Origin of the sequence: Paraburkholderia sp. UYCP14C (genome assembly GCF_004197395.1) — a bacterium.
GTDB lineage: Bacteria > Pseudomonadota > Gammaproteobacteria > Burkholderiales > Burkholderiaceae > Paraburkholderia.
Map to the genome: position 1 here is coordinate 60,874 of NZ_SELS01000045.1, position 9,518 is coordinate 70,391.

Here is a 9,518-nt window from a genome sequence, read left to right on the forward strand (position 1 = left end):
CATCGCGACTTTCGGACTTCAACCGTTATGCCTCGCACTCCATCTACAATCTCACAGGAGGTTTCAATGAGCCGGTTCGAGGAGATTCAAAAGCGGTTAGATGAATTGAGCCCCATTCCCGTCAATTTGCCCAAGTTGTATCTGCTGGGCGATACCGGGGCGGGGAAGACAACCATCGTCCGGCGGATTCTCGGTACGGACAAGCTCAAGTTTCCTTCGGTGCAACAGAAACGCACGACCGTCGCGGTAACTGAGTATGTCCTCAGCAAGGACTTGCCCTACCAGGCAACATACCTATTCAAGTCTCAGCGAATGCTCGCAAATCTCGTTGGCGAAATCTTGGAGATTGCGATTGAAAATGCATACTCCCACTTTTGTAAAGGGACTATCTCCAAAGACGCCGTAACCGAGAACCTCGAAGAGACACCCGACGAACGGTTTCGACTGCGATACATCCTTACGCAAGAGCAGCGTAAAGACCTGGCTGAGGAAATCGTCAGTTTCATGCCGGTACTCGATGCAACGGTTAAGGAACTGACTACCGAGCTACAAAGCAGAGACGAGGAAATGGGAGTGGTGGTCGATCTTGCCTTGGACCACCACAACGACGTAAAACGTGCCTTGAACACCGAGATACTTCGGCTCATCGAAGCCAAGGTCGCCGAGGTATGTGATGGGCATCGCCTGTATTCTGATCCTCAGTTCTACCAGCATACGTCGAGTGATCTAACCGCCTTTGTGGACAGGGCTAAGTTGCTCCTGTCGAGTGCGAAGGATTCAATCTCACCCGTTGTCGAGTACGCCAGAATCCAGGGAAACCTTTTATCGCCATGGCTTCCGTCTGGCGTCGAACTTGTGCTCATTGATGGCGAAGGAATTGGACATGACACGCGGGAGGCAAGCAGGCTCTCACCACGACACTTGGACTACTTCCATTTCGCAGATGCCATCGGGCTAGTCGAAGAGTGCAAGAAGCCCTTCGCGTCCGGTGGCAAGAGTGCAATCGAGAGTGTTCTCCGAAACGGCTACGCTGAGAAATTTCATCTGCTCTTCACGAAGCTGGATGAGGTGGAAGTTGGGGAGGAGGAAGAGCCAAGTAGAGATAGTCAGGTACGTGCCGTGAAGAAAGGCCTCACAAACGTCAAACACGCGCTGAGGGATGACGGCGCAGAGTTTGATGTTGGGGCAGACCGATTCTACTATCTTGCTCACATGAATTTAGGAAGCCTTGATAGCCATAGTGTGTCAGAAGTGTGCAGGCTTCTGGCCTCAATCAGCGCAAAGTTCTCTGAAGCGAAGCCACATTTCGTCGAACCTATCTACGACTACGAGATGCTTTCGTCCTATCTGTCTAAGTCTGCCGACAGTTTTCTCTCAAAATGGAAAGCAATGTTAGACACAAAGCATTGGCAAACCGTCAAGGCGTTCAACCGGCGCATGTGCTGGGAGTGGGATGGCTTCAGGGACATGGAACCAATTGCCGATTTCCATGCGGAAGTCACGCGAGAGTTGGAGTACTTCATCTCACATCCGGCTTCTTGGGTTGAAGCGGCTACACGTTCAATGCAAGAGCGGAGCATCGCCAACGTAAAGCAAGAATTCTCAAAGCAGCTCCTGGCCTTTGCCCGCGCTGTGATTCTCAAAACGTACAGCTCGAACTGGGCTGAGGCTATGACACTGAACGGCTTGGGATCAACGACTCGGAGAATGAAAGAGATTCAGTGGATTCTTGAAGAGGTGTTGCCAAATCATCGCAAGCCTGCTGCTATCAACATGAAAGACTCAATCAAGAAACTGTTGGCGTCCGCCGTTGTCGCCAGCAAGGCATAACCCTGCGGTCGACCGGACCTGCGCGAGAAGCCGCGCACGCCGAACGTCCCGTCAATAAACAGCACAAAGCGTTATGCCTTCGTTGCCCGCTTTGGGACAGAGGGTTATGGAAAGCTTTGACGTCGGCTGACTGGATTGTCGCGGACGTACTCTGACTCTGCAGCACCCACGACCGGCGAGAACTGGCCGAACGCTGCCTCATAAGCCCCCCGCGCTCCAGTTGAAGCGCATACCAACAAACCGATGGTCATTCGTCATCGAGCGTCGATTCATTTATGCCACTCAAACCCATTTCTAGGGTTTTGCCGCGCCATATCCGGCCAAGCCCGGCCATATCACAGAGAATTGCCCACGCCGTATAGGTGATTGGCGCGTCTTCGCTTATCCAGCGCCTCACCTGCCGGCCGCCATGCTCACTCAGGCCGAGCACCCTGGCAACAGCTCGACCCGACAGGCCGATGCGTCGCACCACCTCCTGGACTTCAGCGCCTCGGGGCCGCTCCCATCCCTCGTCAGCCGGAAGCAAACACTCGGACCGAATGGGTGTATGAATATCGACAGTCATTTTTCTCCCGCCTTTTTCGTTAATCGTGTTTCCTGGATCGAGCGGATCGCCGCGCCCGGTAGGTCGCGCCCGCGGCGATCTTTTGCTCCAACAGCAACCGATGCGCGCGGAACGCATGTTCTGGCCAACGCTCCTTGCACTCCTCGAGCGCCTTAACCTCCTGATCGCGAGTCATCGGATGCGTGTATCCCGGCCATGCGTCGTACACGTCGCCGCCATCACTCGCTATCCGTATCCGCACGGCGCGCTGGATGATTCAGTCGTCCGTCCGTGCTTCAGGCCCGGTCAGTGCTTCGCTGTCGTCATCCCCCCACCTCCGGCAGGTTGCGACGATCAAAGTGACGGTCTCCCGTCCACATATCGAATAGCGTATCGATCGCGTCGCTGATCCCCTGTAAGTCAAATGCATCTCGCCATTCCCTGGCTGGGTCGTCGTATTCCGCCGGCGTATCGCCCGGCTGCACACGTCTGAATCCAACCGCGCCCAAGTGGGCAAAATGAAACCACGCTCGAAACATGATGTTTCCTGCTCCTGAACGATTCATTGTTTCGCCCGACCTCAATCCAGCCCCCACGGCTTCGCCGCGGTGGAATCACGCAGCCTGCGGCTGCTTGACGACCCCGCCCATAGCTGCGCGGCGCCTCACCGGATCGTCCCTTCGCTGCCGCTACGGGCCGGCGCTCTCCCCGCACCTGCGGCGCGGGTCCCCGTGCACCTCGATCCGGGCGCGCAGGCGCGCGCAATACGCTCCTGGTCATCCCGAGATCTGGTTTAGCAGGAAGGGGGGTGCTCGGCAAAGGTGTCCACGAACAGACTGGCACGCCCGGGGGCTGCCAGCCCGGACACAGACACGCCGGGCTATCGCCAGCCAACGTGGTTGAGCAAAAGCCTCGCCATCAGCTTGCGGCGAAACCGCCCGGAGCGAGTTTCGGTTCGTCGGTCATAACGGTAATTCCTGTTGGTAAAGGGCAGTGCTCACGGCATCCACCTGCTCGGCAGTCAGGGAAGACACGTCGATGGTCGCTGCGTGCGCGTAGATCATCTCGCCATAGATATCAGCAAGGTGACGCGCTTTCGGACACAGCGCCGCATCTTCTCCTGACGCCTGGCGGTTTCGCCAGACGTTGATCGCCTGCTCAATCTCGGCAATTGTAAAGCTTGGCATGTCAGGCTCCGGAGCCCGCGCGAACACGCGGGCGGTTCAGGGTTCAGGTTAGCTGGCGAATAGCACTTCGTAGAGTTCGCTGCGCACGATTGACATCTCAGCGTCTGGAAGCTGCGCCACGCCACAGATGAAGTCGAACGGGCCGCTGTACGGCAGCATGTCAAGGATCGTCTGATTGCCGAACCATGTGCGCAGCACGTCCCCGCGCTTCAGGTCGCAACCCCGTTTTAGTTCTGTCGTCATGCGACACGCTCACGCGAGGCGCGGACGACGTCATGCACGGCCACCAGCGGTGCGCGAGGCGGTACGCGCTCGAACTCGGAAAGCGCGGAGCGGGCAATCGCGCGAAGCTCTTCGCGATGCATGTCGATCGCATGTCCGTCACGGTCGAGCATGTTCGCGATGCGATGCAGCGCGTCTGCCGACTTTGCCGCCGCATCCGCCGACAGCGCCATACGGAACAGTTCAGCGCGTACGATTTCGCGATCACCATACTGATAGACGGCCAGCAACGGCAGAAGTGCGGTCATCCAGGTCGGGCGAATTTGCGTGGTATCCATTTCTTCCTCACTGATTTTCAGGTAGGGCGAAGGACCCCAGCCCGCAGGCCGGGGCCGGTTCGTTAGTCGATAGCGCGGAGGATGTTTGTGGCCTCGACGTGCTGGATCGCGTAGGCGCGTAACGGGGTGGCCTCAAGAAACGGATTTTTTCGTACGCTAAGACCTCGGGGTTCCCGATCGGGTGGGCCGCAGCGGCCGCAACCTGCCCTTGGCGACCCGCTTGTTGGCATGCCAGATGTAGTCCCCGGTCAGAATGATGTGATTCCAGCCGATGGGCGCCACGTGTGGCAGCAGGCTTTCGTCGATATCTTCATGTTGTCGTAACACGGAGATCGCCCGCTCGAGGTAAACGGTATTCCACAGCGTGATGGCGGCAACCACGAGATTCAGGCCGCTGGCCCGGTACCGCTGGTTGTCGTACGAACGGTCGCGGATCTCACCAAGCCGGTAGAAGAAGACCGCCCGCGCCAGTGAGTTGCGTGCCTCGCCCTTGTTCAGGCCGGCCGACACGCGACGCCGCAATACTGGATCCCGCAGCCACTTCAGCGTGAACAGCGTGCGTTCGATCCGGCCAATCTCGCGCAGACCGACGGCGAGGCTGTTCTGCCTCGGGTACGCGCCAAGCTTGCGCAGGATCAGCGAGGCCGTCACGGTTCCCTGTCTGATCGACGCGGCCAGGCGAAGCGCCTCATCAAATTCGCGTTCGATGATCCTCTCGCTGATCGACCCACCGATCAGTGCGGTCAGGGCCGGCCAGTCGGACGCCTTCCCGGGTACGTAAAGATTCTTGTCGGCAAGATCGGCGATGCGCGGCGCGAACTCATACCCGACGAACGGGCATAGCCCGAACACGTGATCGGTAAAGCCGGCCGTGTCAGTATAGTGCTCTTCGATCAGCAGGTCCGACTCGTGGTAAAGCAGCCCGTCGAGCACGTGCGTGGCGTCACGCACCGGCGAGTTGATGACCTTCGTGTAGAACGGCGCGTACTGGTCGGAAATGTGCGTATAGAACAGGACGCCGGGCTCGCTGCCGTACTTGGCGTTCCGGTATCCAGCCGCGCGCCCGTGACCGCCTGCCTGATAACGCTGCCCGTCCGATGACGAGGTGGTGCCTTCGCCCCAATAGGCGGCGAACGGCAGCTTGTGCTGATAGTTGACCAGCTCGACCAGTCCCTTCTGATAGGTCTCGTCGCGAATGTGCCAGGCCACCAGCCACGAGAGCTTCGCGAGGCTCGTCCCCGGGCAGGCATCGGCCATCTTCTCGAGACCAAGGTTGAATGCGTCCGCAAGTATCGCCGTCAACAGCAGCGTCCGGTCCGATGGCTTGGTGCCGCCTTTCAGATGTGTGAAGTGCCGCGTGAAGCCCGTCCACTGATCGACCTCGAGCAGGAGGTCCGTGATCTTCACACGCGGCAGCAGGTCGTACGCGCGCTGCCTGAGCGCCTTGCCCGCCGGCGGCGTCGCGTCATCCAGCGGTGTAATCCGGAGCCCCTTTTCGTCCACTTCAACGTCGGGCAGTTCGCCCGCCTTGGCAAGCCGATTCGTCTCGTCGAGCGCCTCTCGAAGGCGCGTGAGGCGCTCGTCAAGCCAGGCTCTTGCCGACGTGGGCGCCGAGAGCCCGAGCCGGCCATCGCGGCGCTGGTTGTCGAACACGGCACGCGACATCAGGTACTCGTCGAAATCCTTGAACTGCCGGCTGCCGGGCACCGAGATGTCGCCCGAGCGCAACCCGTTCTTTAGCTCGCTCATGACAGCCATCTCATAAAACCTGCGATCGACGCCGTCTTCCTTGACAACGAACCGCTTCCACCGTGGCCCGAGGAAGGCGATGGGCGCGTCGGCCGGAACCTTGCGCGCTTCGGTGCGATTCATCTCGCGCAACGTGGCGATGGCGTCCAGCAGATTCTGGCGCGCTGGCGCACCGCGAAATTCGAAGGTATCGAGGAACGTCGGAGAGTAACGCCGAAGCTGGGTATGGTGGTCGACGAGCAGCGCCATCGCATCGAATTCGGCGTCGCGCGCCAGTTTCTGTGCTGCCTGCACGCTTGTGGTGAACACATCCCACGGCACGACGGCTTCGATCGCCTTGAACGGATCGGTCTTCTCCTTCTTCGCTTCGATCAACGCCGTGCCGATCTTCGCATAGAGACGGACCTTCTCATTGACCGCCTTGCCGTCGGCCGCGAAACGTTTCTCATACTTGTGTTTGGCTTTGGTGAAGAATGAACCGATCAGGCGGTCATGCAGGTTGAGAATCTCATCGGTCAGGGTGGCCGACGTGTCGAGGAGGATCGCGATCAGCGTGGCGTGACGCCGGTCGGTCTCGTACTCCTCGATCTGATAGACGGCGGTCTGACCGCCTTCGCGGGCGAGCTGCAGCAACCGGTTCTGGTGGATGCTGCGGCCAATGTCGGCCGGCAAGCCAAGCTCGCGAATTGCTTGCAGGCGCTCAATATGCGCCAGCACGGCCCTGGCGCTCGGGTCGCCCGGCGACTGCCTCAGCCACGCCAGCTTGCTCATGAGGCGCTCGCCATCAGGGAGCAGAAGCGCATCGAGCGCCGCGCGTTGTCCGTCGGTCAACGGCCCGGTGAGCAGCCGGTATACTTCACGTTGGGCTCGTGTTGCCGCGGCCGCGCAGAGCTTCTCGAGCGCGGCGATGGGCGGCAGCAACACGCATAGGCGGCGCAGTTCATCCACCGCGGCGCGCGCGAGCACGATCCCCTGGGTTGTTTGCATCGCCACGGGCAGCAAAAGCGCGGACAGGTGCCGGTAGTGCTGGCGCGAGAACTGTACAAGCCCCGAGCGGACAAGAAGCTCCTGCAAATGTTCACGCCGGGTTTCGTCTCGCCGCGCATACAGGTCCCATACCGCTGGCGAAACCCGCAATTGGGCCGCGAGAATGCCGAGGACAGGCGCGTGCGGCTTCTCGTTCGGACCCAGCACCCGTCCGGGATAGCGCAGATAGATCATGAGAACGGCTACGCCGAGCCGGTTATGGTCGCTGCGGTGTTGCCGTACAAAAGCGAAATCGTCCTTCGACAGCGTGGCAAGCCTGATCAGCTCGCTTTCATCGTCGGGAAAAGCGAACAGCTCGAAGCGTTGGGCGGACGTTAGCAGTTCCCGACGGGGCACGTGTCACCTCGCCGAGCGCAGGTACTGGTACAACGTTTCCCGGCTGATTCCGTAGTCGCGCGCGATCTGTGCCTTGCGTTCGCCGGCTTCCACGCGACGCCGTAAATCCGCGACCTGCGCGTCGGATAGCGCTGGTTTGCGGCCACGATACGCACCGCGCTGACGCGCGAGCGCAATGCCTTCGCGTTGACGCTCGCGGATCAGCGCGCGCTCGAACTCTGCGAACGCTCCCATCACTGACAACATCAGGTTCGCCATCGGTGAGTCCTCGCCCGTGAACGTCAAGCACTCCTTCGTAAATTCGATGCGTACACCGCGTTCCGTGAGCGACCGGACGATGTGCCGCAGATCATCGAGGTTTCGTGCGAGCCGGTCCATGCTGTGGATCACCACCGTATCGCCAGCCCGCACAAAACCCAGCAGCGCGTCGAGCTGTGGCCGTTTCACGTCCTTGCCCGACGCCTTGTCGGTAAAGATGCGATCCAGATCGACGCCGTCAAGCTGCCGCCCAGCGTTCTGCTCGAAGGTACTGACCCGCACATATCCGACTCGCTGACCGCTCTTCACGACGGCATCCGGTGAAAATGTCAGCTTGAAATCTATGACGTTCGGGGTCGCGTGTCAAACAATTGGGAAGTGGGCCCTATCCTGACGTTCCTGACAGGGTCATCCTGACATCAGGATAGGGTACGCCCCAGCCTGACAACCTCGCCTCTGCGAAGCCGGGCATCAATCTGAGGTTCTAATCCGAATTTCTTCCAGTGTGTCATCCAGAAGCCGTTGCGCTTCCTCCGCTGACTCCACACCAAACATGACGGCCCCGAACGTGCCGTCAATGTGCATCATCAGCACGTGTGCTTTGGCGGTCTCGCCTTTCTTGAAACGGGTCACGAGTTTCCGGTAACCCTTCAGTGCCGCCCCTGAGGAAAACAGTGCTTCGTCCGGCTGCCAGTTGTCGACATGACCACCCCACCAATGGGTATCAGCCTGGTCAATGAGCGCCACAAGCAGGCGACGATTCAGTTTTGTTTGCTGTGCACTGGAAAATGCGTCTTCCAAAGAGAGTGTCATGTGCGTTTTCGGTCCCTGATCGGATGAAGCGGATGGATGTGCGTCCGCAATTTCTCTACTCATGGCGGCCGGGGTTAGCGGCTTAACCGAAGACGCTAGCATGCCAATAGCAGAAAACTAGGATCAAAAACGAAATTTCATACATTAAACGCGAACGATTTCCACGTGCCACGGCGCTGCCAATCCAGCAAAGCCACCTTCATGCTCAAGTTCATTGGAGACGTTGACGTTGGCCTTAGCGTACGAAAAAATCCGTTTCTTGAGGGCACCCCAGATAGCGGACGGCCACGATAGCGAGTTGATACGTGCACTCGCTGTACAAAAACTCTTTCGGCTGAATTCCCCGGGGGAAGCTGCGAATATCGCTATCGGCCAGTTTTCCAAAGGTGCCTATCCGGACTTGGTTCGTGAAACTCTGAATTCCGTCAGCAGCGGTGATGTCGAGCTTACGCCGAACTTGCGCACAGCTTTGACCATGGCTGTTAAACGTCCGAATGCGTCAGGGGTGGAGAAAGACCTGTTCGGCAAGATCCTGCGCAGTGGCGGCTGACACCTAGTCCGCTGAACCGGATGAATTGCACCGGATTCAGCGTGAGCTGGCGGTGGGGGTTCTGGTGCAAATAGGCAAGCGGGTTGAGAAGTTCCCTATATGCAGGACACCTTATCGAGCGGACAGCACCGCATTCCATACGGCGGGCGCAGCGGCATCCCTGAGGCCGAGTTTCGCGAGATCGAACTGGCCCTTGCGAATGCGATACGTCAACTCGATGCCTGAAATCGTGGTCGCGGCGCTCCTGAACCGTTTGAATCCAAGCATCGGGTTCGTTCGCGACTTGATGTGGCGATGGTCCTGCTCGATCACGTTATTCAGATATTTTGAGGACCGAACCTTCGTGTCTTCAGGCAGCAGACCATCGGCCTTCATCTCGCGCACCGCGCGGTGCGAGGCTGCATACCCGTCAAGCGTGATGGTCTCCGGTGACTGGCCCTGATGCCTGATGGCGTTGCTGAAAAAGGCTTTGGCTGCGGCCACGTCGCGCCGCGCCCTGAGCATGAAGTCCACGGTCTGACCAGTCCGATCCACCGCCCGGTACAGGTAGACCCACCTGCCGCGAATGGCTCTGGTGCAAATAGGGCCGGCGAATGGGTTAGAGTTGTCGGAACAAAACGAACCGACGAGCCGCGATGAGCAAG

General features: G+C 59.2%; 11 protein-coding genes. 2 read left to right on the forward strand and 9 right to left on the reverse strand.

The features are described 5' to 3' along the window. Window positions 1-66: 66 nt before the first annotated feature. Complete coding sequence (locus tag EVC45_RS31275; protein ID WP_129962039.1) at window positions 67-1,830, forward strand: hypothetical protein; 1,764 nt, start codon at window positions 67-69, stop codon at window positions 1,828-1,830. A 247-nt stretch (window positions 1,831-2,077) separates the two neighbouring features. Here EVC45_RS31275 and EVC45_RS31280 read toward each other — a convergent pair whose 3' ends face one another. From EVC45_RS31280 to EVC45_RS31315, 8 genes are all read right to left on the reverse strand, one after another. After that, a complete protein-coding gene (locus EVC45_RS31280) occupies window positions 2,078-2,395 on the reverse strand; it encodes an XRE family transcriptional regulator (RefSeq protein WP_129962040.1) in 318 nt (105 codons plus the stop codon). A gap of 302 nt (window positions 2,396-2,697) precedes the next feature. Then, on the reverse strand, window positions 2,698-2,940 hold the full coding sequence (locus EVC45_RS31285; protein ID WP_129962041.1) for a hypothetical protein: 243 nt from the start codon (window positions 2,938-2,940) through the stop codon (window positions 2,698-2,700). A 396-nt stretch (window positions 2,941-3,336) separates the two neighbouring features. After that, complete coding sequence (locus tag EVC45_RS31290) at window positions 3,337-3,561, reverse strand: DUF3717 domain-containing protein (RefSeq protein WP_129962042.1); 225 nt, start codon at window positions 3,559-3,561, stop codon at window positions 3,337-3,339. Between the two features lie 48 nt (window positions 3,562-3,609). Beyond that, window positions 3,610-3,804, reverse strand: a complete 195-nt coding sequence (locus EVC45_RS31295; protein ID WP_129962043.1) for a hypothetical protein — start codon at window positions 3,802-3,804, stop codon at window positions 3,610-3,612. Next, complete coding sequence (locus EVC45_RS31300) at window positions 3,801-4,121, reverse strand: hypothetical protein (protein ID WP_129962044.1); 321 nt, start codon at window positions 4,119-4,121, stop codon at window positions 3,801-3,803. Before EVC45_RS31300 ends, EVC45_RS31295 begins: the two co-directional genes overlap by 4 nt. A 156-nt stretch (window positions 4,122-4,277) precedes the next feature. Further along, window positions 4,278-7,253, reverse strand: a complete 2,976-nt coding sequence (locus EVC45_RS31305) for a Tn3 family transposase (protein ID WP_129962045.1) — start codon at window positions 7,251-7,253, stop codon at window positions 4,278-4,280. 3 nt (window positions 7,254-7,256) lie between these two features. Next, window positions 7,257-7,820, reverse strand: coding sequence for a recombinase family protein (locus EVC45_RS31310; protein WP_129962046.1), 564 nt, complete (start codon window positions 7,818-7,820; stop codon window positions 7,257-7,259). Window positions 7,821-7,982: 162 nt separating this feature from the next. After that, window positions 7,983-8,324: a hypothetical protein gene (locus EVC45_RS31315; protein ID WP_129962047.1), complete on the reverse strand. Its 342-nt coding sequence runs from the start codon at window positions 8,322-8,324 to the stop codon at window positions 7,983-7,985. A 229-nt stretch (window positions 8,325-8,553) separates the two neighbouring features. Here EVC45_RS31315 and EVC45_RS31320 point away from each other — a divergent pair, with 229 nt between their 5' ends. Further along, window positions 8,554-8,874, forward strand: coding sequence for a hypothetical protein (locus EVC45_RS31320; protein WP_129962048.1), 321 nt, complete (start codon window positions 8,554-8,556; stop codon window positions 8,872-8,874). Window positions 8,875-8,985: 111 nt separating this feature from the next. On the opposite strand, the gene EVC45_RS31325 is transcribed toward EVC45_RS31320, so the two are convergent. Next, window positions 8,986-9,518 (reverse strand): IS6 family transposase (locus EVC45_RS31325; protein WP_248295325.1); only part of this gene is annotated, 533 nt, incomplete at its 5' end.

Bases quoted from the DNA above. Each gene is read 5' to 3' on its own strand.
- EVC45_RS31275 (WP_129962039.1), top strand. From the start codon at position 67: ATGAGCCGGTTCGAGGAGATTCAAAAGCGGTTAGATGAATTGAGCCCC.
- EVC45_RS31280 (WP_129962040.1), bottom strand. From the start codon at position 2,395: ATGACTGTCGATATTCATACACCCATTCGGTCCGAGTGTTTGCTTCCG.
- EVC45_RS31285 (WP_129962041.1), bottom strand. From the start codon at position 2,940: ATGAATCGTTCAGGAGCAGGAAACATCATGTTTCGAGCGTGGTTTCAT.
- EVC45_RS31290 (WP_129962042.1), bottom strand. From the start codon at position 3,561: ATGCCAAGCTTTACAATTGCCGAGATTGAGCAGGCGATCAACGTCTGG.
- EVC45_RS31295 (WP_129962043.1), bottom strand. From the start codon at position 3,804: ATGACGACAGAACTAAAACGGGGTTGCGACCTGAAGCGCGGGGACGTG.
- EVC45_RS31300 (WP_129962044.1), bottom strand. From the start codon at position 4,121: ATGGATACCACGCAAATTCGCCCGACCTGGATGACCGCACTTCTGCCG.
- EVC45_RS31315 (WP_129962047.1), bottom strand. From the start codon at position 8,324: ATGACACTCTCTTTGGAAGACGCATTTTCCAGTGCACAGCAAACAAAA.